The following is a 22,216-nucleotide window of genomic DNA, read 5'->3' as shown; positions in this document are numbered from 1 at the left end:
AATAAGGCGTATGAATTTTAGCGGATACAGCAAACTAAGTTGGAAAGAATACTTGGCAATAGGAGGCAAGTAATGAACAGACAATTAATTTTCCCATTTTTATTGCTGACAGCTATCATACTTGCGGGATGCGGTGGTACGGATAATGCAGCAGATGATGAACGAAATCAAGCTGAAGAACGCAACCAGATCGTGGAAGAACTCGATCCCGAACAAGAAACAACACCATCAAACCCATCAGGTGATGATAAGCTTGGTTATGTACGTTATACGAAAGAACAAATTGAAAACGAAACTGAAGAGCAGCACAATGTCACAATCGATCGAACGAATCTTGCCAATATGATTACCAGGATTATTTTACGTAATGACGGCTTTAATGAAGCGGCAACATTGGTCACTGATGATAAGGCGCTCATTGCGTATGATCTTGACGAGTTGGATGCAGCAAGAGCAGCTGACATGGCCAAGAAAACCGCTGTGTCAATCCTTCCGGGCTACTTTGATGTTTATGTTTCAGATAATGAAACCTTGATACATGATATTCAAAGTCTGCATAACTCAAGTGTTCAGGATAACGACTATGATAACACAATCAACCAAATCATTAAGGAAATGAAAAAATCACCGCAGGGAATGGAAGAATAGTCATGAATAACAGACTCCCTGCCCTTTAATATAGGAGGTGAATTGATTGCACAACTTAAAGACCTCCCTGTCAGCATCGTTGTTAATCGTGCTTCTCCTTGCAACAGCGCCTGTTCAGGCAGAAGCAGATGAAGACGATCAGGAATTACATGAAAAACGTATGGCATTATACAAAAAAACAGAAACTGTCACACAAATCCCCTGGTATTATATAGCTGCAATTGACCAGTATGAACGCAACAGTTCTGAAGAGGACAAGGATGATCAGCTCGTATCCATCTCAATCCCTGATGAAATGTGGTATGGTCTCGGTAACAGTTCGATGATTAAAAATGAAAGTATCATCCAATTTTTTCAGGGAAAAGGCAAAGATGGAAATGATGACAATAAAGCCGATCCGGACAATCCGGAAGATGTTCTGTACACGATGGCATCGATTTTGCTGGAATATGGGCCCTCCCATGATGAAGTGAAAATCGCTCTATGGAACTTTTATAAACGTGATTTGACGGTTCAAACGATCATGAATACAGCAAAAGTTTTCAAAAAATTTGACGGGATAAAGCTGACAGACCGTGCCTTTCCATTGGACACAGCTTATAACTATACCATCAACAGCAATTGGGGCGACCGCCGGGGATTTGGAGGTGTGCGGATTCATGAAGGGTCAGACATTTTTGCAGATTATGGCACACCGGTTAAATCCGCAACATACGGTGTCATTGAAATGAAAGGCTGGAATTTATATGGTGGGTGGCGGCTGGGCATCCGCGATATCAATAATGTTTATCATTACTACGCCCACATGAGCGGTTACAATGATGATATTAAAGTCGGGCAGGTTGTTAAACCGGGTGATCCGCTCGGCAAGGTCGGCTCAACCGGCTACGGACCGCCCGGAACGTCGGGAAAGTTCCCGCCGCACCTGCACTATGGGTTGTATCAGGATGACGGCTACAGTGAATGGTCGTTCGATCCATACCCTTATTTACAAAGATGGAAGCGAATGTCTGAATGATGCCATTCGCTTCAAACAATGTCTTCCCAGCGCTTGACAGTGTTCAAGCAGCTATTTTCAACTAAGACAAAAACAAAGAGCCTTTGCAATTCAGGCAAAGGCTCTTATTTGTTGCTCTATTTTGAATCAAAGCTATCTCCTATCTGCTCCTTTTTTCACGGCATTCGTAATGCTTGCTGCGAGTCCTCCCCATATAATCAGCATGGAGATGATCATAAATGTAATAGCTCCTCCGGTCATGTTACTTCGCCTCCCCATTATTTTGATTATCTTTTTTATTATCTGACCCTTTCCATTTAATGAACGTCATGATAATACCAATTAACAATGCTCCTCCGGCAACGAACCAGCCGCCGTAGAGAATAAATGAATCCGGATAGTTCCCATAGTTACCCGTATCCGTTTCGAATTGCTGCATAAGATTCTGCCTGAGTAAAATAATCATGTTATAACCGAGAACAACCGGTGTAATTACCATCAGACTGGCAGTCCACCAGGAGCCAAGTCTCATATCAGATATCTCATTGGCGTGGGACTTAAAGTCGCTCAGTTTGCGCACAAACCAAGCAATCACAATCACTTCAATCAATCCAAGCGCTGCGACACCAAACTGATTAATGAAATAGTCTGCCGCATCCAGGAAGTTCAGTCCGCCCCGTGTTGCGAACACAAGTGATACCAACGCCGCAAAACCGCCGCCAAACAATACAGCTTTTTCCCGGGAAATTTTAAACTTATCAGATAAACCGGCTACATACGTTTCAATAATCGAAATCAAAGATGATAACCCTGCTAAAACGAGCGATGCAAAAAACAAAACGCCGAATAATTCATTGAGAGCGGGCAGTTGATTAATGATTTGCGGGAATACGACAAACGCCAGCCCAACACCGCCGGCAACCACTTCATCAACTGCAACACCCTGATTCACTGCCATGAAACCGAGTACCGAGAAGACTCCTATACCGGATAACAATTCGAAACTGGAATTACCGAACCCGACTATAAATGCGTTGTTGGTAATATCCGATTTCTTTGGCAGGTAACTCGCATAAGTAATCATAATGGCAAATGCAATTGACATCGTGAAGAATATTTGTCCATAAGCGGCGACCCAAACATCCGGGTCGGAGAGTGCTCCAAAATCAGGTGTAAAAAATGTATTCAAGCCTTCAAATGCTCCAGGCAACGTAACGGCCCGGATAACAATAATAAGAAAAACGATTGCCAGTAAAGGAATAAAAATCCGGTTCGCCATTTCAATGCCTTTTTTAACACCTCTGTAAAGGATACCCAAAACCACTATCCATACAATAATTAATGGTATAAGTACACCGGGAACAAAACCGCCAAATTCACCGGGAGCTGCAGTTTCCAGATAATTTCCAAACAAAAATCCCTCTGTATCCGAGCCCCAATTTAAGTTAAAAGAAAAGATTGAATAAGATATTGCCCATGCAATAATCACAGAGTAGTATGTTGAAATGACAAAGGCGACCAGGACAGCCCACCAACCGATCCACTCCGTATTCTTATTCATTTTTTTGTAAGTCAGCGGTGCAGAGCCACGATACTTATGACCCATGGTAAATTCCATAATCAAAATCGGAATCCCAGCTGTCAACAAAGCAATCAGGTATGGAACCATGAACGCTCCCCCGCCATTTTCAAACGCTGTCGTCGGAAAACGCCAAATGTTGCCCAGACCAATCGCGGAACCTGCTGCAGCTAAAATAAAACCCGCTCTGGTCCCCCATTGAGAACGATTTTCCATGACAAAACTCCCCCTTCAGTTCTCGCCGTGCTCCCCCTTTATTTACATTTCATGAATGAAGCAAGGCAATTTTAATTTTTCAGATATTTATGATTATAGTATAACGGTACTTTTCTACTATGTCAAAATATATTTTAATTTTTCAGTGTTTACCTTATGCAAATGAGACATGTTGATCTGTATCATTCCTCTTCTTCATTTCTAATCGAATCCTCCGGGACAGCAATAGATGGACCACCGTCACCACCACCTTCACCATAAAAATCTGGGACATCCCCCATAAGCGCACCGCCATCAACGTAAATCTCAGTCGCAACGGTTGTGACGTCCGTCATAAACGGGATAACAATTTGGACATCGGCTTCGACTTGCACATATAACGACACCCATGCCCCGTTTAAGCCAAGTGGTTCGTCATCTCTGACAATATTGGTGCGGACATTTCCGACGATTTCAAAGTTAACAGGTATTCTTGGTCCGAGATTAGCAAGGATTGAGTTGCCGGTTGCCTGACCGATTGGTATTTCAACCACAGTCGGATCTTGTTGCGGAAGGTTCTCGGTGGTATTCTCAAATTCTTCAGGTTCAAACAGTGAATTTTCATAATCAGGCGGCTCTCCGGTGTTCATATATCTGAAATACTCTTCAACACGGTCTGTAGCGACTCGATTAATTTCACTGACAACAGCGGAATTCCAGTTGTAAGTTGCCACATTTCCTTCATTATCATATGTAATATTCAGCAATTCATCATAATTGTAGTTTTCTGCAAATCTGACTGCGGTATTAATACCTCGCGTCGCAAATTCATCAGTTCTTCTTTCTGCAATATCCATTAAAGTCGGTGTAAGGCCTTTATCGATTATTTGGATGCTGCCAAAAACAAACAGGATAAATATAATCAGTGTTATGATAGTTACATTTCTAAGTGGAGGCGGTGATTTGGATATTTTTCGTTTTCGGAATGCGTAGCGTTTCTTAAGCATAAAAAATCCCCCTGAACAAAGCCTATGCTTGTTTTTAGGGGGTTAGACTAATTTTATGCAATTTTGAGGAGAGCATCTTTCCCGGTCATACCTGCTTGCCATCCATATCCTTTCGAAGCATCAGTTATCTTCTCCAGCGGTGCATGGAGAAGCTGTTCGATTGTTTTGACTCCTTTGGCGCGCCCTGCTATGATTTTTCTGTCAGCCAGATCTTCACTTAAAAGGTCGACATCCAGCGCCCCGCACATAATATAGCCAACTTCATTGGAGATGACCAGCAGGTTTGTTTTAGGCAGTTCAACCGTTACAGCGGTGAAATGCATTCCCTCGACTTCCAATGGATTTACCGTCAACATATAGGCATGCCTCCTTCATCATGTACACGGTATAGTATGCACACAACGGAGGGAATGTCACATGAATCAGTGATTGGACATTTTATGGCGCAGTGTATAGGCGAGTAAATCACGCAAAAACTCAGGAACAAAATAGTCTTTCACTTCCGATTTGGCAACTTCCGGCAGAAGACGGCCAAACGTAAATGTATCCGCTGTGGCTACCTTGAATGACTGTTCTGTATCCAGCGGTTTGCCATGATAGTAAATGGTTTTTACATATTCTGTTCCGTCATCATGCTGTGACGTCTCAACATCAATCCCTGAAAAAATCATTTTGCCAATGATTTCTCCGCGAAAACCAAACCCTTTTAGCTTTAATTCGGTTAAGTCCTTTGTCAGCGAAGAACGGACTATTTCCGTCAGTTCATCACCATTAAGTTCGACGACACAAGGGTTAATCGGATGCGGGCATATACGGTGAACATCTTTGAATGTCACCTCGCCAGCCGGGATTTGATCCAATAATAATCCGGCGTTCAATAAAGCAGCGTCCGCTTGCGTCCATTCCTTCAGTGTATCGGTCAGTTTTTCCATAATCTCAGTATGCTGAAACCATTTAACATTGATTGGCCTTTTGAGTTCTATAATTGGTTTTCCAAGCATGTCGTCCGCTTTTATCATCAGGTCATTCAATATTTGCTCTGTCGCTAAATCCTTTGCCAAAGGGGTCATGTCATAAACATCGGCTTCCTTATCGATAATTTGTTTCCGGTTATGGTCCCAAGTCAATACAACTTCACCTGCGTGAGCACAATGCTTCCCGGCAGCTGTTATTATCGTATTGTTGATTATTTCACCGGACCGCAGCAAGTGGTGTGTATGCCCGCCGATAATCACATCAATATCGTAAAAACGGCGTGCAATTTCCTGATCTTCAGTAAGCCCTAAGTGTGACATGAGTATAATGACATCTGCTGTTTCTTTTAAGTGAGCTACATGCTTTTCCAACTCCTGTACAGGGGCGGAAATATGCCAGTCAAGCAGTTCATAAAAATTGTTAAAAGGAGCAGTCAAGCCTATAATGCCGATTTTTATTCCGCTGTCCGTCTGTGTATGGACAGTGGAATGAAGCCATTCCGGCGTTTCATTTGTGAGGCTGTACAAATTCGTGCACACCACTTGAAAATCTGCATCATCATATAAATGGTGAAGATCCTCATGTGCCATGGTGATGCCCTCGTTATTGCCGATGGTCGCGAAGTCATAGCCGACATCATTCATCAGCTGAACATTCGCCTTTCCCATAAACGCTTCGGCAATCGGATGGACCCGGTCAACATGATCTCCGATATCCACCAGCCAGCATGCCTGATTTTCCGCTTCCCTCTTTTCTCTGCCATTTTTCAAAAAACTTGCGACTTGCGGCCAATTATCAAAATTGCTGTGTAAATCATTTGTATAATAAAAATATAGCTTCTCCTGCATTGACATGCTCCTTACATCAATCCTTCAATGATCAGTCTGATTCCAACGATAATCAGCATTAAACGAAGTATCCATTCCAGTACATTGCTGTCGATCAGCTGGTTGACTTTGGCTCCAAGTGTGCCGCCAACCCACGCACCTATAATGAAAAAGATAACATATTCCCAGACAACATGACCTAATGCAATGTGCGTGCCTGCACTCATAATACTGATAAATAAAATTACAAACATTGAGGTAGCAGTGGCTGTATGAATCGATAATCCGAACAGAAATAGCATAGCCGGAACAATCATGGCACCGCCGCCGATGCCAAATAAGCCGGATATGGTTCCGATTATTACGGAAATCACAAATACAGACAATACGGGGGTTTTTCCTGATGTATCATTTTCCGTTCGTTTTTCCCGTTTAATCAAAAACAGAAAAGATAAAACAATCATCAGAATACCGAAATACAATGAGAAATGGTCAGCATTGACAAATTGATTCAACCATGATCCCAATATGCCGCCCGGAATACTGCCGGTCAAAAATAACATACCGATTTTTAAATGGATACGGCTGCTTTTATAATAGGAAACCGTGGATGAGAATGCGGTGAACACCATGGTAATCAATGATATACCAACAATCACCTGTGGAGTTGCCCAGGCGAATGCATCTGAATAATGATACATGAATAACAAACTCGGAATCAGTATGACACCACCGCCCATGCCAACAAGACTTCCGGCGAACGAAGCGGCTAGTCCAATGATAATACAAATAAGATAAATCAATAAAATCCCTTCCGTCATAACCATCTGTGTCTATATTAGCACGAATCAGTCTGAATTAACATTTTTTGCTATCGGAGACGGGTGTGCCCTTGTCCCTTTCAAAAATATTTTACACTTAAAGAATTACTGTTATCAAATCATTGCAGGCGCTACCGGATTTTTTAAGGAGAAATTTAATACATATATGGGAGCAGGATCACTTGGCGCTACAGTTGACGATTATAACGGGGACAATTTTGACCATTCCGGATTGGACTTCATTCATGGTGGCTCTATCTCCACGAAACAGTATGGGAGAAGACCGATTCAAAACAATACTGTCCCAAGCGATACACCCAGCTGGGGAAAAGATTTCAAAGCACAATCCATTAAATATCAAAATCGTTGGATATCGGTTGATTCCCAGGGTGCATCCATGCCCCATCGCAATAATTATCTGAGCCTGGATCCAACTTATAAAGACAGCTTTGGAAATCCACTGCTCCGTTTAACATACGATTTCACAGAACAGGATAATCGGTTATTTAAATATATTTCGGATAGAAGTGCTGAAATATTAGATGAGATGGGTGCCGAGTTGGTTGAACCGAGAGAAATTACGGATCACTTTGATATCGAACCATCACAGAACGATCATATCACAGGCGGTGTCATCATTGGGGACGACCCGGAAACCTCAGCAGTGAATAATTATTTACAAATGTGGGATGTTGATAATGTATTCGTAATTGGGGCTTCAAATTTTGCTCATAATGGCGGATATAACCCAACAGGTACTGTCGGCGCATTCGCCTACCGGGCTGCAGAGGGAATATTAAATTTCAGAGAAAATAATGGTCAGCTGGTAAAAGGGAAAAATAAAAACAGGATGGCTTAGCATCCTTAATCATTAGCTGCATATATGTCAAAGCAAGAAGGAGTTGTCAAAGTGGGTATTTCCAGTATAGGCATACCGGGATTGATTCTCATTTTAATCATTGCCTTAATTATTTTTGGACCTAAAAAACTTCCGGAAATCGGGTCTGCATTCGGTCAGACTTTATCCGAGTTCAAGAAATCCGCTAACAGCATCATGAGTGATGATGAAGGGGAAAAAAAGAGTAACGCAGATTCACAAAAAGAAAAATAACAAGACTTATTTAGGACATAGACGGCGGACAGTATACTGTTCGCCTGTTTTTTTGTGGATTTATACCTGAAGGATGTTTTGTAATGGCAGGAGTAAGGTACGAAATCATTTTAATAAAATTCACCCTGTCATATATTGATATGACAGGGTGAATTGGGATTTTATCCAATGCTTCCTTCCATTTCCATCTTGATCAATCTGTTCATTTCAACAGCGTACTCCATTGGAAGTTCTTTAGTGAACGGCTCAATGAAGCCCATGACAATCATTTCAGTAGCTTCCTCTTCACCGAGACCTCTGCTCATCAGATAGAAGAGCTGTTCTTCGGATACTTTGGAAACCTTGGCTTCGTGCTCCAATGAAATATTGTCATTGTTGATTTCGTTATATGGAATGGTATCAGATGTCGATTCATTATCCATGATTAACGTGTCACATTCAATGTTCGAACGGGCACCTGTTGCCTTGCGTCCAAAGTCAACGATTCCGCGGTATGTGACCTTACCGCCCTGTTTGGAGATGGATTTGGACACGATACTTGATGACGTGTTTGGTGCCAAGTGATGCATTTTTGCACCTGCATCCTGATGCTGGCCACGACCTGCAATGGCAATAGACAATGTATGGCCGCGTGCACCTTCACCTCTTAATAGAATAGATGGATACTTCATCGTCAATTTGGAACCGATGTTGCCGTCAATCCATTCCATCGTAGCATTTGCACCAGCTGTTGCACGCTTGGTAACCAGGTTATAAACGTTGTTGGCCCAGTTTTGGATTGTTGTATAGCGGCAGTAAGCATCTTTGTGAACAAAGATTTCAACGACTGCACTGTGCAGCGAGTTTGTTGTATAAACCGGTGCTGTACAGCCTTCCACATAGTGGACGGAAGATCCTTCGTCCGCGATGATCAGCGTACGTTCAAACTGTCCCATGTTTTCCGAGTTAATCCGGAAGTATGCCTGAAGCGGTGTTTTTGCTTCGACCCCTTTTGGAACATAAATGAATGAACCGCCGGACCATACAGCTGAATTCAATGCTGCAAATTTATTATCGGATGGCGGGATAACTTTACCAAAATATTTTCTGAACAGCTCTTCGTTTTCTTGGAGAGCACTGTCCGTATCCTTGAAAATGATGCCCAGTTCTTGCAGGTCCTCTTTCAGGTTGTGGTAAACAACTTCTGATTCATACTGTGCAGATACACCTGCCAAGTATTTCTGCTCGGCTTCAGGGATACCCAGCTTATCAAATGTCTGTTTGATTTCATCCGGCACTTCATCCCATGTTTTCTCTGTTTTTTCGGATGGTTTTACATAATAGACAATCTCGTCAAAGTCAAGCTCTGACAAATCGCCGCCCCACTGAGGCATTGGCTTTTTATAGAATTGCTCCAGTGCTTTCAGACGATAGTCAAGCATCCACTGAGGTTCTTCTTTCATTTTTGAAATTTCTTCAACTACTTCACGTGTCAACCCTCTTCCGGAACGAAAAATCGAAACGTCTTTATCATGAAAGCCATATTTGTACTCATCTAATTCTGGCATTTCTTTTGCCATGAATATACCTCCTTTAAAGTGTTCTTTCTACCATTTTTTCCAAATGACCGCCTGCTATTGCTGAACACCTTTTTCCATTGCCTTCCAAGCCAGGGTTGCACATTTGATTCGCGCCGGAAATTGTGAAACGCCCTGCAGCGATTCGACATCTCCCATGTCCAAGTCTTCCGTATCCACATCCTCGCCAAGCATCATATCAGAGAAAGCTTTCGACATATTCAATGCGTCATCAAGTTTTTTCCCTTTGACTGCCTGGGTCATCATTGATGCGGATGACATGCTTATGGAGCATCCTTCGCCGGTGAATTTGGCATCTTGTACAATCCCGTCCTCCACCTGCAATTGAAGCTGAATCCGATCACCGCATGTTGGATTATTCATATCAACTGTCAGCGCGTCTCCTTCAACAGAACCCTTGTTTCTCGGATTTTTATAATGATCCATGATCACTTGTCTATACAGTGTATCAAGGTTGTTAAAAGACATCGCCAAAATACTCCTTCGTTTTCAAAAGACCATCGAATAATCGATCAATGTCTTCCTCTGTGTTATATAAATAGAAGCTTGCCCGTGCAGTTGCTGTCACATCAAGCCATTTCATCAGAGGCTGTGCACAATGGTGCCCGGCACGAACGGCAATACCTTCCGCATCGAGCACTGTCGCTGTATCGTGAGGATGCACATCCTCCAGATTAAATGTGACCAGTGCAGCGCGTTTTTCCGGACCGTAAATACTTATGCCATCAATAGAACGCAATTTTTCCATAGCATGGTCAGCCAATTTTTGTTCATGGGCTGTGATGTTATCCAAGCCAATGTCATTTAAAAAGTCTATCGCTGCACCAAGTCCGATTGCACCGGCTATGATTGGTGTGCCACCTTCAAATTTCCACGGAAGGTCTTTCCATGTGGCGTCATAAAGATTAACAAAATCAATCATTTCGCCGCCAAACTCAAAGGGCTCCATCTCCTCGAGAAGTTCCTGCTTGCCATAAAGGATACCAATGCCGGTCGGACCGCACATTTTATGGCCGGAAAATGTGTAGAAGTCACAATCCAGATTCTGAACATCAACCTTCATGTGCGGGGCTCCCTGAGCACCGTCAACAACCATGACCGCACCATTCTGATGGGCTATGTCAGTTATTTCTTTAATAGGGTTGACGGTGCCAAGCACATTTGAAACATGTGTCATGGCTACGAGCTTTGTATTTTGGGTTACCGTCTCACGGACATCATCCAGTGAAACCGTCCCATCATTTTGCAGTGATACATATTTTAACGTTGCCCCTGTTGCTTTGGCCGCCTGCTGCCAGGGAATCAGATTGCTGTGATGTTCCATTGGTGTAATGACAATCTCGTCCCCTTCTTTCAGGTTGGCACGTGCATAACTATAAGCAATCGTATTAATGGATGTCGTTGTACCGCGTGTGAAAATCACTTCAGCCGTACTCTTCGCATTAATAAACTTTCGAACCTTTTCCCGGGCACCTTCATATTGGTCGGTTGCCCTGGAACCCAATGTATGAACGCCACGATGCACATTGGAGTTATTTTCTCTGTAATAAGCATTAACAGCTTCAATGACAGAAACCGGCTTCTGGGAAGTGGCTGATGAATCCAAGTATACCAAGGGGTGCCCGTTTATTTCCTGTTGTAAAATCGGAAATTGCTCCCGTATGGCTCCTACATCCATCAGTATACCTTCCTTTCAATTACCTGCCTCAGCTGATTTTTCACAGAATCTATCGGAAGCTGATTAACAACCGGTGCAAGGAAACCGTGAATAACCAAGCGTTCAGCTTCATGGCGGCTGATTCCACGGCTCATCAAGTAATACATCTGGAACGGGTCAACACGTCCAACTGATGCAGCATGCCCTGCTTCAACATCATCTTCGTCAATCAGCAAAATCGGGTTCGCATCTCCTCGTGCTTTTTCACTTAGCATCAGGACACGTGATTCCTGCTCAGCATTTGATTTTGATGCGCCATGCTCTATTTTGCCGATGCCATTAAAGATTGATCTCGCGCTGCCCTTCATGACACCGTGCTGCAGAATATGTCCTTCGGTAAATTTGCCAAAGTGAACGATTTTCGACGTAAAGTTTTGAGATTGTTTCCCGCGACCGACCGTAACCGTCTTGGCATTGGACCATGAATTTTCACCGACCAAATGCGTTACGTTCTCAGACACCGTATTTCCATCGTTCATTTGACCAAGAGCCCACTCAATTCGAGCATCACGATAAGTAACACCCCGGCGATTGATATAAGTCGTTGTTCCTTCCGCAAAGTTATCAACCCCGCCAAATGAAATTTGAGCGTTGTTATTGGCAATCACTTCTGTCACGATATTGGCCACCGTTTCCTGCTCACGATTTTGGGAGAAATAATTCTCCACATATGTCAGTGAACTGTTATCATCCGCTACAACCAATACATGATTGAACATCGAAGCCTCCGGATCTTCCTGCCAGAAAATCACTTGCAACGGCTCTTCAATCTGAACATTTTTTGGAACGTAAACGAAGACACCGCCGTTCATCAATGCTGCATGTAGTGCTGTAAGACGGTTTTCATCTATGGAAACCGCGTCTTTCATATAATAACGTTTAACCAAATCGCTATGCTCGCGCATTGCTGTGTGGATGTCGGTGAAAATAACACCTATATCTTCAAGTTCTTTAGCCAGCGCTTCATATGCAACTGTGTGATTGCGCTGGATAAGAAGATTTTCCTGGTCTTTTTCCTCATCTAGAAAATCCAGTATTTCTTCAGGTAATTGATCCCGGGACGCAATTTTTTCGCCTTTGGCTGCGTCGTGTTTAAAATGGCTGAAATTCCACTTCGTAATATTCGTCTTGTCAGGTGTTGGCATTTCCAGCGAGTCAGCTTGTTCTAAAGCTTGAAGGCGTAAATCCCGCATCCAGTCCGGTTCGTTTTTATCATTTGAAAACTGGGTGATGTAATCTTTATCGTAAGGCAGTTTTGTTTCTACAGTCATGTTACCCCTCCTAGCTTTTAAACTTCTTGCTCGACGTTCTCATCTTCAATGCCAAGCTCTTGCTTGATCCAGTCATAACCTTCAGCTTCAAGACGCTTAGCCAGTTCCGGACCACCGGACTTCACAATACGTCCCTGCATCATAACATGTACTTTATCAGGTGTGATGTAGTTCAGTAAACGCTGATAGTGTGTAATAATCAAGCAGCCAAATTGTTCATCACGTAATCTGTTAATACCTTTTGAAACGACTTTTAATGCGTCAATATCAAGTCCGGAGTCGATTTCATCCAGAATGGCAATTTCCGGCTTCAGAAGCATAAGCTGCAGAATTTCATTACGCTTTTTCTCGCCGCCTGAGAAACCTTCGTTCAGATAACGTTGAGCCATATTTTTGTCGATTTCAAGAAAATCCAGGACTTCATCCATTTCTTTAATGAATTTCATCAGTGAAATCTCATCGCCCTCTTCACGGCGTGCGTTAATGGAAGAACGCAAGAAATCTGATGTTGTAACACCACTGATCTCACTCGGATATTGCATGCCGAGGAAAAGACCTGCTTTGGCACGTTCATCAACTTCCATGTCCAGAACTTCTTCCCCGTCAAGCAGGACGCTCCCCTCTGTAATTACAAAGCTTGGATGGCCCATAATAGCTGAGGCAAGTGTTGATTTACCTGTTCCGTTTGGTCCCATAACTGCATGGAACTCGCCACCATTTATCGTAAGGTTGACACCTTTTAATATCTTGTTACCTTCAATTTCAACGTGAAGGTTTTTAATCTCTAATGTTGAGCCTGCCATCTTGATACCTCCAATTACTGTTATTATGCGATTGTTGGAAATAGATATGTTAAAATCCATTCTCAATCTATTCTCATTATAATCTTAAATCATTTCGAATGTATTATCAACTCTCAAAAGCTAATCGATAGTAATTATTAAACAATATGTCATATTAATGATATTCTTTCCGGACACTTTTTATTAAAGGTGTTGATGCATCACAAAAACGCCCGGGGGCAAGCCCCGGACATTTTAGTGTTCTTATATCAATTCGGCTTTTGTCTTATGCCATTCGTTATTGGCTTTGATTAATTCTGACGCTTTGTTCAACTGCTGTTTGACACTGTTTCTTCCAGTGCCGCCGTATGCTTTGCGCGCATCTACGACTGCATCCGGGCTGAGTGCTTCAAAAATATCGTCTTCAATCAGACCGGAAAATGATTTAAGTTCCTCAAGTGTCAAATCCAGTATATATTTCCCTTCATTAATACAATGCAGTACAATCTTGCCTACTGCCTCATGGGATTCCCTGAATGCCATCCCTTTTTCGGTCAGATAATCCGCCAGATCAGTGGCGTTGGAGTAGTCTTTTCTGACCGCCTGGTACATTGAATCCTTCTTAACGTGCATTGTTTCAATCATTGGCGCAAATAACCGCAAAGCTCCGCTTAATGTTTCAGCTGTATCAAACATGCCTTCTTTATCTTCCTGCATATCTTTGTTATAAGCGAGCGGCAAGCCTTTTAACATCGTGAGCATGCCGGTTAAATTCCCGTAAATGCGTCCTGTCTTCCCTCTGACAAGCTCCGGGACATCAGGATTTTTCTTCTGCGGCATCATACTGCTTCCTGTGCAAAAAGCATCATCCAGCTCTATAAAATTAAATTCTGCACTTGACCATTGCACCATTTCTTCACACAATCTGGATAAGTGCATGGCGATCATTGAACCATCGGACAGAAACTCCACTACAAAATCCCGGTCGCTGACGGCATCAAGACTGTTGTCACAAACACCATCAAATTGCAGCTGTCCGGCGACAAAATCACGGTCAATCGGAAAAGTTGTTCCAGCTAATGCACCGGCTCCAAGCGGCATTTGGTTGATCCGTTTCCAGCTATCAGCAAGCCGTTCAATATCCCGTTCAATCATGAACACATAAGCCAGCATGTGGTGCGCGAACAATACCGGCTGCGCCCGCTGGAGGTGGGTATATCCAGGAAGCACAGTGTCCCGATGCGTCTCAGCTTGCTTAAAGAGTGCATGCTGGACATCTGTGAGCAGCTGTGTCATTTCCAAAATAATGTCGCGTAAATATAACCGCATATCCAGGGCCACCTGGTCATTTCGGCTTCTTCCGGTATGAAGTTTACCGCCAACTTGTCCGATTTCTTCAGTCAGCAGCCTTTCAACATTCATATGAATATCTTCGTCTTCTTCATGCAGCACCGCTTCACCATTATCAATCTTTTCAGAGACAATGTGCAGCCCATCTGTAATCATGTCAGCATCGTTTTCAGGTATGATGCCGCATTTTTTTAGCATCTTAACGTGTGCCAAACTTCCCTTAATATCATAAGCCGCCAGTTTCTTGTCAAAATTAATCGATGACGCATATTCATCTACGAGTTGATTAGTTGATTTTGTGAAACGACCGCCCCATAATTTCATTGATTTAAAGCTTCCTTCACAGATATATCTAATTTTGTCTCTGTTTCAGGGCTTTCGTTTGTTTGATTAATGGATGAATGCACTTTTGTCGGCAGACCCCATAATTTAATGAACCCTAGAGCCGCATTGTGATCAAAGGCATCATCAGCATTGTACGTAGCCAGATTGAAATCATAAAGCGATTGTGCTGATTTACGTCCCAGCGTATGGACATGTCCTTTAAACAGTTTCATCTTGACAGTACCTGACACGTATTGCTGTGTTTCTGTCACAAATGCTTTGAGTGCATCAGTCAACGGCGAATACCAGAGACCGTCATATACCACTTGTGCAAATTGTTCTTCAACAGTCGGCTTGAAACGGGCAGTCTCCCTGGTCAATGTCAGTGATTCGAGTTCCTTATGAGCAGTCAGTAATACAGATGCGGCCGGTGCTTCATAGATTTCTCTTGACTTGATGCCAACAAGACGGTTTTCTACATGGTCAATACGTCCAACACCATGCTTGCCGGCGATCTCATTCAATGACAAAATCAGCTGATCCAGTTCCAGTTCTTCTCCGTTCAGTGAAACTGGCTTACCCTTATTGAATGTAACTTCCACAACTTCCGGTTCATCCGGTGCTTCCACTGGATCTTGCGTTAAGTCATAGGCGTCTTTCGGTGGCTCTGCCCATGGATCTTCTAAAATACCGCACTCATTGCTGCGTCCCCATAAATTTTCATCAATGCTGTATGGGCTGTCCACACCGACAGGAATAGGAATGTTATGTTCTTTAGCAAATTCAATTTCTTCTTCCCGCGACATTGACCATTCACGAACCGGTGCAACAACATCGAGTTCCGGATTCAAGCCAGCGAACGCCACATCAAAGCGCACCTGGTCATTCCCTTTACCGGTACAGCCATGGGCCACAGCTGTTGCTCCTTCTTTTTCGGCTATATCGACAAGCAGTTTGGCAATCAGCGGTCTTGAAAGTGCTGAAATCAGCGGATATTTCCCTTCATATAAAAGGTTAGCCTGTAGAGCGGGAAGCACATATTCGTTGGCAAATAGCGATTTGGCATCAACGACATATGACTTCACTGCACCAACATCGAGCGCCTTCTGCTTAACAAAATCCAGATCCTTACCCTCACCGACATCAATCGCAACAGCAATAACATCGTAATTATATTTATCCTGAAGCCATTTTACAGCAACCGATGTATCGAGTCCTCCCGAATATGCCAATACAACTTTTTCTTTACTCACAATATCCTCTCCTTAGCGTTGTTTTTTATAAATCATAGTCCCTTAAAAAGGTTGTTCAAAAAATCCGGTAAAAATGACACGTCGAATTTCTTCGTTGACTTGTTTCTCCGCTGCTCAAAACTGCGTCGCCTCGAACTTCTCGGTCCTTTTTATCCTCCTTTTTGGATACCCACTTAAAGTTCTTACCTTAACTCATGAGTGCTGCCATCAATGCTTTTTGGGCGTGCATTCTATTTTCGGCTTGCTGAAAGACGACAGATTGCCCGCCGTCAATGACCTCTGCAGTCACTTCCTGCCCCCGATGTGCCGGCAGACAGTGCATGAATATGGCATCGTTTCTTGCAAGTGAAAAGAGTGACTTATTTACTTGAAAACCGGAAAATTTCTTTTCACGATTTTCTGCCTCATTTTCCTGTCCCATACTCGCCCATACATCGGTGTATATAACATCCGCCGCTTCAAAGGCAGCTTGCGGTTCTGATAACACTTCCACCTGACTCCCTGTATTCCCTGCGATTTCAAGGGCTTTCTGCACGACCGGTGACTCGGGCAGATAGTCATCCGGAGCGGCAATGCTGATATCCATTCCTATTATAGCAGCACCAATCATAAGCGAATGCACCATATTGTTGCCGTCACCGATATATGCCAGTTTTATTCCCTTCAGGCGCCCTTTCATTTCCTGAATCGTCTGCAGATCAGCTAGCACCTGACATGGATGGTACAGATCAGTCAGTCCATTGATAACAGGAATTTCTGCATATTGAGCGAATGTTTGAAGAGTCTTATGGGAGAAAGCCCTGATCATGATCCCATCAACATATCCTGACAGAACTTTGGCTGTATCTGCAATCGTTTCGCCTCTTCCCAACTGCAGGTCACCCGAACTCAGAAAAATACCTGTTCCTCCCAGCTGGAAGATTCCGGTTTCAAAAGAGACACGTGTTCTTGTAGAAGGTTTTTCAAACAGCATGCCGAGTGTTTTTCCTTTTAACGGTTCAGCATGTTCCCCTGATTTGTGCTTTTGTTTCAGTTCATCAGCCTGCTGCAATAAATACAGCAGTTCCTCCTGAGTGTAATCAGCAAGTTTTAAAAAATCGCGTCCTTTCAACTTTTCGCTTGCATTTACGGGATCAGCTTCAATTTTCATTTACATTACACGCTCCTTCTGTCCATTCAAAGATTCACTTGAACTTAAGTATTCACTTATCGAAACCGGGTAAGCTTGTTTTTGCGCTGAGCCATGCAAATAAACCTGGAGTGTTTCGCTTGTTGTCAGACACGGTGTGTTGACTGCTAATGCAGCCGTTCTAAGCTCGGTATGCGCATCTTCTTTAAATGATTTCTGTGTGTCACAAACGAGTGCAAAACCACTTCCTGAACAAATGTCCGATGCTTCCTTCACTTCCATAATATGATCTACAGGAACTCGCCTTTTGCCAAGGAACGATGCCGTTTCTTCATCCGCTGTAATTTTAACTGACAAATCCGAAAGCAAAGAGGCAAGCTGTTCAGTTATTTCTTCCTCCGTTACAAATGATAAATAAACCTCTTTATTTGCTGTCTGGTTCAAGAGACTGCCTTCAGTCCAGCCGCAAGCTTTTGCCATCGCCTCGCCAACGGTTGTTCCAAGGCCGATTGCTTCACCGGTTGATTGCATTTCCGGTCCGGCATAAGGATCCACACCAGACAATTTCGTTGTGGAATATACCGGCATTTTAACAGCGAAATAAGGCAAATCATCATGCAGACCGAGTTTCTCTGATTGTTGTTTCAACGGTCTGCCCATTTGCACCTGAACGGCCTGATCAATGAGCGGGATGCCCGTTACTTTGCTTGCGATTGGAACTGTCCGTGATGCACGCGGATTAACCTCGAGCACATACAATTCCTTGCCATCTTCACTCAGGACGAATTGAATATTGATTATCCCTTGGAAATTCAATTCCTCTGAGATCGCTGTTGTATATGATTCGATCAGCTGTTTATGCGAACCTGACAACTCCGGCGCCGGAAAAATGGCGATGCTGTCTCCGGAGTGGATTCCTGCTCGTTCAACATGCTGAAAAACGCCGGGGATTAAAATATCTCCTCCATCACATACCGCATCTATCTCAAATTCACGGCCTGGAATAAATCGATCAATTAACAATGGAAATATAGCTGATTCTGATACCCCCTCATCCAAGCCATTCAGATAGGTCATCAATTCGGATTCACTGTTTAAAATGATCATGCCGCTTCCGCCAATAACGTAAGATGGGCGGATGAGAACCGGATAACCTATTTTCTCTGCCGTGGCAACAGCTTCTTTTGCATTTGTTGCTGTCTTGCCCGGTATATGAGGGATATCAAGGTTTTGCAGCAATTGATAGAACATATCGCGATCTTCAACGGCGTTAATGCCTGATAATGATGTCCCATAGATATTGACGCCTGCCTCGCTCAGCTCTTTAACAAGGTTAATCGCTGTCTGGCCGCCGAATTGCACCATAACACCGTCAGCCTGCTCATTTTGTACAACGGCTAATACGTCTTCAACAGTCAGTGGCTCAAAGTATAGGTGATCGGCTGTATTATAGTCTGTACTGACTGTTTCCGGATTATTGTTGATGACCACCGCGCTGATGCCCTGCTCTTGCAGGGACATAGCTGCATGAACGGAACAATAATCAAACTCTATACCCTGACCAACTCTGATCGGACCTGCTCCTAATACAACAATCTTTTTTCCCTTTAATGACACTGCCTCATTAATACCGCTGTGTGTACTATAATAATAGCCCAAATCAGTCCCGTTCTTTTCCAAGCCTGTATCAACAGCCTTAAAGGATGGCGCCATGTTCATGCTAAGCGATAAGTCGCATACAGCAGTTAAATCTTTGTCAAAGAACTCTGCCATAGTCTGATCAGATATCCCAATTGATTTCGCTTCATGCCATTCCTTCTTGGTAATATCATTCCAGTCCAGTTCTTTAAGTGTCTCTTCCATCTTTATAATCAAGGCGATGTTATCCAGAAAATAATGACTGATACCGGTCAATTTGTGAATATCATCGAGTGTATAACCTCTTCTGATTGCTTCTGCTGTCACAAACAGCCTTTCATCAGTCGGAGTCGCCAGCACCTCTTCTATCTCGTCTGATGACCAATCCGAAAGTAGCGGAAAATGCCCTGTTGCCATATCAAGTGATCGGATAGCCTTGTTCAAAGCAGCAGGGAAATTATCAGCCAAAGCCATTACTTCACCCGTTGCCTTCATCTGTGTTCCAAGTTTTCTGTCGGCTGTCTTGAATTTATCAAACGGAAAGCGTGGTATTTTGACAGCAGTGTAATCCAATTCCGGTTCGAAACCTGCATATGTCATGCCGGTCATTGGATTTGGAAGTTCATCAAGATTCCACCCCATTGCAATCTTTGCTGCCACTCTGGCAATTGGATAGCCGGTTGCTTTTGAAGCAAGTGCGCTTGAACGGCTAACTCTTGGATTAACTTCAATGATGACGTATTCGCCAGTATCAGGATGCAGGCCAAACTGAATGTTACATCCGCCAACGACACCAAGCTCCCTGATCACTTCAGTTGATGCGTTGCGCAATAATTGCTGCTCTTGTTCGGTCAATGTCTGAGAAGGCGCCACAACGATGCTGTCGCCAGTATGAACACCTACCGGATCGATATTCTCCATGTCACAGACGATAACACAATTATCATCAGCATCTCTTACCACTTCAAACTCAATTTCCTTCCAGCCTTTAATGCTTTGTTCAACAAGCACCTGACTGACAGGACTCACATCAAGTCCATGCTGTACCATTAATGATAATTCCTGCTCCGTTTCAGCGACACCGCCGCCTGCTCCGCCTAATGTATAGGCCGGTCTGATGATAATCGGAAAACCGGCTGACTTTGAAAAACGGATAGCATCGTCAGCTGAATGAACGGATAAGCTTGCAGGAACTGGCTGACCAATGTCATTCATCGTTGATTTAAAAATATCGCGGTCTTCACCTTTTTGGATTGTTTTTAAAGAGGTCCCGAGCAATTCCAGTTCATATTGCTCCAGTACGCCTGCTTCGTGTAATGTTATTGCCAGATTCAATCCGGTTTGGCCGCCCAGTGTCGGTAATATTCCATCCGGCTGTTCTTTTTGAATGATGGCTGTGAGTGATTCGGTCGTCAAAGGTTCCAAATAAACCTGATCAGCCATTGTATCATCAGTCATAATGGTTGCAGGGTTGTTATTGACGAGAATGACTTCCACACCTTCTTCTTTCAATGCCAGGCAGGCCTGCGTTCCTGAATAATCGAATTCTGCAGCCTGACCGATGATGATGGGACCTGATCCAACTACGAGAACTTTCCGGATATGTTGTAATTTAGGCATACAGCACCTTCCTTTTTCTTAAACGAGTCATTTACTAAATATGAATTGTTTTGTATTATTATGCAATAAAATTTATATTAATGCAACAGGAAATGCTAATTTCTTTAAATTGTTTTTTATTTGGACGAACTAGTTACCTGTTATGCCGGAATAACAGGTAAATAAAGTGAAACTTCATTCAGCGGAATGCTTTTCCCGCTGAATGTTAGTTGAACAGAATCGGACATTTAGGGACAGTTAGCCGCCGCTCCTTGGCGGGTTACTGTCCATTACATGCGGCATAAAAAAGCGTGCAGACCGCTATTCCGATCTGCACGCACATCTTATTGACGCATTTCTTTAATTTTATTTTCCAATCTGCCGATATGATCAATTTCAACAGTTATCGTGTCCTCATCACTGACGAATTGTGGTGGATTCATCCCCATGCCGACGCCGTTTGGTGTGCCGGTCATAATCAAATCTCCCGGTTTTAGCGTCATAAGCGAGGAAATGAATTCAATCAAAAAAGGGATGTCAAAGATGAATTGTTCGGTTGATGCAGATTGCCGTTCTTCGCCATTTACGTATGATCTGATTGATAAGCTGCCCGGATCCCCCACTTCGTCAGCGGTCACAACCCATGGACCGATCGGTGTCGAACGATCCAATGACTTTCCCTGCAGCCATTGTGGGGTCCGCTTTTGCAGATCACGGGCCGACATATCATTTCCGATTGTATAGCCCGCAATATAATCAAGCGCATTTTCCCTTTTAATGTTCGATGCCTCACTGCCGATAATAATGGTCAGCTCAGCTTCATAGTCAAATTTTGTGACGAAATCCGGTTTTTCAATAAAATCGTCCGGTCCAATCAGCGCATTGGCAAATTTAGCAAACAATACCGGGTAATCTGGTACGTCACTATCCATTTCAGCCGCATGTGCTGCATAATTTTTACCGACACAGATGATCTTTCCAGGCGCTGTGACTGGTGCAGACATATGTACATCACGGAGATTAAAACTGACATCTTCCATGTTATTTGTTTCTGCATCGTTCTTAACTTTTTTCGCTTGTTCCATCATCTGTTGACCGGCTAAGAAAAATTGTTCCGGATCCGCCGGGAATTGTCTTTCCGCATCATGGTCAGATGTCATGTGCCGCATTTTTTTCCAAGCTCCCTGAAGATCAACAATTTTGTTATCGTGCATAAACCCCATTCTATATGGTCCCGGATTCCCTTTCTGTTTGTAGCTTAGCAATTTCAAAGTATGTACCTCCTCCTGCAGTTATCATATATATACATATTCTACTAGAACTGCAGGAATCCTTGTATTATTTTGAAACTTTTTATCCCAGTTTTCTCAATTCATCAGTCAATACAGTAAAATTATGGTTATTGATTAAGACGTA

At 43.2% G+C, this 22,216-nt stretch carries 20 protein-coding genes; 4 read left to right on the top strand and 16 right to left on the bottom strand.

Annotated elements, in window-relative coordinates; translation table 11 throughout:
- The first annotated feature begins 72 nt into the window (after positions 1-72).
- On the top strand, positions 73-648 hold the full coding sequence (locus tag AOX59_RS00345; RefSeq protein ID WP_068440185.1) for a YhcN/YlaJ family sporulation lipoprotein: 576 nt from the start codon (positions 73-75) through the stop codon (positions 646-648).
- 46 nt (positions 649-694) lie between these two features.
- Complete coding sequence (locus tag AOX59_RS00340) at positions 695-1,666, top strand: M23 family metallopeptidase (protein WP_218917909.1); 972 nt, start codon at positions 695-697, stop codon at positions 1,664-1,666.
- A gap of 132 nt (positions 1,667-1,798) precedes the next feature.
- Here the strand turns inward: AOX59_RS00340 and AOX59_RS19405 are convergent, their stop codons facing one another.
- From AOX59_RS19405 to AOX59_RS00315, 6 genes are all read right to left on the bottom strand, one after another.
- Entirely contained in the window at positions 1,799-1,906 is a 108-nt protein-coding gene (locus AOX59_RS19405; RefSeq protein WP_156418602.1) for a methionine/alanine import family NSS transporter small subunit, read from the bottom strand.
- Between the two features lies 1 nt (position 1,907).
- On the bottom strand, positions 1,908-3,440 hold the full coding sequence (locus AOX59_RS00335) for a sodium-dependent transporter (RefSeq protein ID WP_068440181.1): 1,533 nt from the start codon (positions 3,438-3,440) through the stop codon (positions 1,908-1,910).
- Positions 3,441-3,622: 182 nt separating this feature from the next.
- Entirely contained in the window at positions 3,623-4,426 is an 804-nt protein-coding gene (yunB, locus tag AOX59_RS00330; protein ID WP_068440178.1) for a sporulation protein YunB, read from the bottom strand.
- 53 nt (positions 4,427-4,479) lie between these two features.
- On the bottom strand, positions 4,480-4,782 hold the full coding sequence (locus AOX59_RS00325) for a YunC family protein (RefSeq protein WP_068440174.1): 303 nt from the start codon (positions 4,780-4,782) through the stop codon (positions 4,480-4,482).
- 66 nt (positions 4,783-4,848) lie between these two features.
- The gene (locus AOX59_RS00320; protein WP_068440171.1) at positions 4,849-6,249 is read right to left on the bottom strand and encodes a bifunctional metallophosphatase/5'-nucleotidase; all 1,401 of its coding nucleotides are present in this window, start codon (positions 6,247-6,249) and stop codon (positions 4,849-4,851) included.
- An 11-nt stretch (positions 6,250-6,260) separates the two neighbouring features.
- On the bottom strand, positions 6,261-7,049 hold the full coding sequence (locus AOX59_RS00315; RefSeq protein WP_068440169.1) for a sulfite exporter TauE/SafE family protein: 789 nt from the start codon (positions 7,047-7,049) through the stop codon (positions 6,261-6,263).
- A 166-nt stretch (positions 7,050-7,215) separates the two neighbouring features.
- Here AOX59_RS00315 and AOX59_RS00310 point away from each other — a divergent pair, with 166 nt between their 5' ends.
- Both AOX59_RS00310 and tatA read left to right on the top strand, forming a co-directional pair.
- On the top strand, positions 7,216-7,908 hold the full coding sequence (locus AOX59_RS00310) for a GMC oxidoreductase (RefSeq protein ID WP_082684068.1): 693 nt from the start codon (positions 7,216-7,218) through the stop codon (positions 7,906-7,908).
- A 51-nt stretch (positions 7,909-7,959) separates the two neighbouring features.
- Positions 7,960-8,160: a twin-arginine translocase TatA/TatE family subunit gene (tatA, locus tag AOX59_RS00305; RefSeq protein WP_068448048.1), complete on the top strand. Its 201-nt coding sequence runs from the start codon at positions 7,960-7,962 to the stop codon at positions 8,158-8,160.
- A gap of 161 nt (positions 8,161-8,321) precedes the next feature.
- Here tatA and sufB read toward each other — a convergent pair whose 3' ends face one another.
- The 10 genes from sufB to AOX59_RS00255 all read right to left on the bottom strand — a co-directional run bounded on the left by sufB (position 8,322) and on the right by AOX59_RS00255 (position 22,071).
- Positions 8,322-9,719, bottom strand: coding sequence for a Fe-S cluster assembly protein SufB (gene sufB / locus AOX59_RS00300; RefSeq protein ID WP_068440165.1), 1,398 nt, complete (start codon positions 9,717-9,719; stop codon positions 8,322-8,324).
- A 54-nt stretch (positions 9,720-9,773) separates the two neighbouring features.
- Positions 9,774-10,205, bottom strand: coding sequence for a Fe-S cluster assembly sulfur transfer protein SufU (sufU, locus tag AOX59_RS00295; RefSeq protein ID WP_068440162.1), 432 nt, complete (start codon positions 10,203-10,205; stop codon positions 9,774-9,776).
- A complete protein-coding gene (locus tag AOX59_RS00290; RefSeq protein WP_068440158.1) occupies positions 10,195-11,415 on the bottom strand; it encodes a cysteine desulfurase in 1,221 nt (406 codons plus the stop codon). The genes sufU and AOX59_RS00290 overlap by 11 nt, the downstream gene beginning before the upstream one ends.
- Positions 11,415-12,725, bottom strand: coding sequence for a Fe-S cluster assembly protein SufD (sufD, locus tag AOX59_RS00285; protein ID WP_068440157.1), 1,311 nt, complete (start codon positions 12,723-12,725; stop codon positions 11,415-11,417). Before sufD ends, AOX59_RS00290 begins: the two co-directional genes overlap by 1 nt.
- Before the next feature lie 17 nt (positions 12,726-12,742).
- The gene (gene sufC / locus AOX59_RS00280; RefSeq protein ID WP_068440154.1) at positions 12,743-13,528 is read right to left on the bottom strand and encodes a Fe-S cluster assembly ATPase SufC; all 786 of its coding nucleotides are present in this window, start codon (positions 13,526-13,528) and stop codon (positions 12,743-12,745) included.
- A 243-nt stretch (positions 13,529-13,771) separates the two neighbouring features.
- The gene (argH, locus tag AOX59_RS00275) at positions 13,772-15,181 is read right to left on the bottom strand and encodes an argininosuccinate lyase (RefSeq protein ID WP_068440152.1); all 1,410 of its coding nucleotides are present in this window, start codon (positions 15,179-15,181) and stop codon (positions 13,772-13,774) included.
- Positions 15,178-16,434 carry an argininosuccinate synthase gene (locus AOX59_RS00270; RefSeq protein ID WP_068440149.1) on the bottom strand — a complete coding sequence of 419 codons (1,257 nt, stop codon included), beginning with the start codon at positions 16,432-16,434 and terminating at the stop codon, positions 15,178-15,180. The genes argH and AOX59_RS00270 overlap by 4 nt, the downstream gene beginning before the upstream one ends.
- Positions 16,435-16,621: 187 nt before the next feature.
- Positions 16,622-17,584, bottom strand: coding sequence for an ornithine carbamoyltransferase (gene argF, locus AOX59_RS00265; RefSeq protein ID WP_068440146.1), 963 nt, complete (start codon positions 17,582-17,584; stop codon positions 16,622-16,624).
- Positions 17,585-20,821: a carbamoyl-phosphate synthase (glutamine-hydrolyzing) large subunit gene (gene carB, locus AOX59_RS00260; protein WP_068440143.1), complete on the bottom strand. Its 3,237-nt coding sequence runs from the start codon at positions 20,819-20,821 to the stop codon at positions 17,585-17,587.
- Between the two features lie 323 nt (positions 20,822-21,144).
- Positions 21,145-22,071: a fumarylacetoacetate hydrolase family protein gene (locus AOX59_RS00255; protein ID WP_068440140.1), complete on the bottom strand. Its 927-nt coding sequence runs from the start codon at positions 22,069-22,071 to the stop codon at positions 21,145-21,147.
- Between the last annotated feature and the right edge of the window lie 145 nt (positions 22,072-22,216).

The organism is Lentibacillus amyloliquefaciens, assembly GCF_001307805.1.
Classification (GTDB): Bacteria; Bacillota; Bacilli; order Bacillales; family Amphibacillaceae; genus Lentibacillus; species Lentibacillus amyloliquefaciens.
The sequence above is the reverse complement of the archived record's forward strand: the minus strand, read 5'-3'. Positions and strand labels throughout refer to the sequence as shown.

Bases quoted from the DNA above. Each gene is read 5' to 3' on its own strand.
- AOX59_RS00345 (WP_068440185.1), top strand. From the start codon at position 73: ATGAACAGACAATTAATTTTCCCATTTTTATTGCTGACAGCTATCATA.
- AOX59_RS19405 (WP_156418602.1), bottom strand. From the start codon at position 1,906: ATGACCGGAGGAGCTATTACATTTATGATCATCTCCATGCTGATTATA.
- AOX59_RS00335 (WP_068440181.1), bottom strand. From the start codon at position 3,440: ATGGAAAATCGTTCTCAATGGGGGACCAGAGCGGGTTTTATTTTAGCT.
- yunB (WP_068440178.1), bottom strand. From the start codon at position 4,426: ATGCTTAAGAAACGCTACGCATTCCGAAAACGAAAAATATCCAAATCA.
- AOX59_RS00325 (WP_068440174.1), bottom strand. From the start codon at position 4,782: ATGTTGACGGTAAATCCATTGGAAGTCGAGGGAATGCATTTCACCGCT.
- AOX59_RS00320 (WP_068440171.1), bottom strand. From the start codon at position 6,249: ATGCAGGAGAAGCTATATTTTTATTATACAAATGATTTACACAGCAAT.
- AOX59_RS00315 (WP_068440169.1), bottom strand. From the start codon at position 7,049: ATGACGGAAGGGATTTTATTGATTTATCTTATTTGTATTATCATTGGA.
- AOX59_RS00310 (WP_082684068.1), top strand. From the start codon at position 7,216: ATGGGAGCAGGATCACTTGGCGCTACAGTTGACGATTATAACGGGGAC.
- sufB (WP_068440165.1), bottom strand. From the start codon at position 9,719: ATGGCAAAAGAAATGCCAGAATTAGATGAGTACAAATATGGCTTTCAT.
- sufU (WP_068440162.1), bottom strand. From the start codon at position 10,205: ATGTCTTTTAACAACCTTGATACACTGTATAGACAAGTGATCATGGAT.
- AOX59_RS00290 (WP_068440158.1), bottom strand. From the start codon at position 11,415: ATGGATGTAGGAGCCATACGGGAGCAATTTCCGATTTTACAACAGGAA.
- sufD (WP_068440157.1), bottom strand. From the start codon at position 12,725: ATGACTGTAGAAACAAAACTGCCTTACGATAAAGATTACATCACCCAG.
- sufC (WP_068440154.1), bottom strand. From the start codon at position 13,528: ATGGCAGGCTCAACATTAGAGATTAAAAACCTTCACGTTGAAATTGAA.
- argH (WP_068440152.1), bottom strand. From the start codon at position 15,181: ATGAAATTATGGGGCGGTCGTTTCACAAAATCAACTAATCAACTCGTA.
- argF (WP_068440146.1), bottom strand. From the start codon at position 17,584: ATGAAAATTGAAGCTGATCCCGTAAATGCAAGCGAAAAGTTGAAAGGA.
- carB (WP_068440143.1), bottom strand. From the start codon at position 20,821: ATGCCTAAATTACAACATATCCGGAAAGTTCTCGTAGTTGGATCAGGT.